We start from the raw sequence: 222 nt of genomic DNA on the forward strand, positions 1-222 counted from the left end.
TTTCTCTAACACATTTGGTTCTTCTGTTACCTTCGGTGTTTCCGGTTTTTCTTCTTTTAACTCTTCTGTTGTTTCTTCTTTATTTTTCTCTTCTTCTGGTGTTACTAAGATTTCCGGTTTTTCTGTTACCTCTGGTTTCTCTAATACATTTGGTTCCTCTGTTACCTTTGGCGTTTCCGGTTTTTCTTCTTTTAACTCTTCTGTTGTTTCTTCTTTATTTTT

Annotated in this window: 1 pseudogene; it reads right to left on the minus strand. The window is 34.2% G+C overall.

Annotation, left to right across the window (positions count from 1 at the left end):
- Positions 1-222, minus strand: a pseudogene (locus MR071_RS25975) (Cna B-type domain-containing protein); the annotation flags it as partial.

The sequence above is a fragment of the Bacillus cereus group sp. BfR-BA-01316 genome (assembly GCF_022664195.1).
GTDB lineage: Bacteria > Bacillota > Bacilli > Bacillales > Bacillaceae_G > Bacillus_A.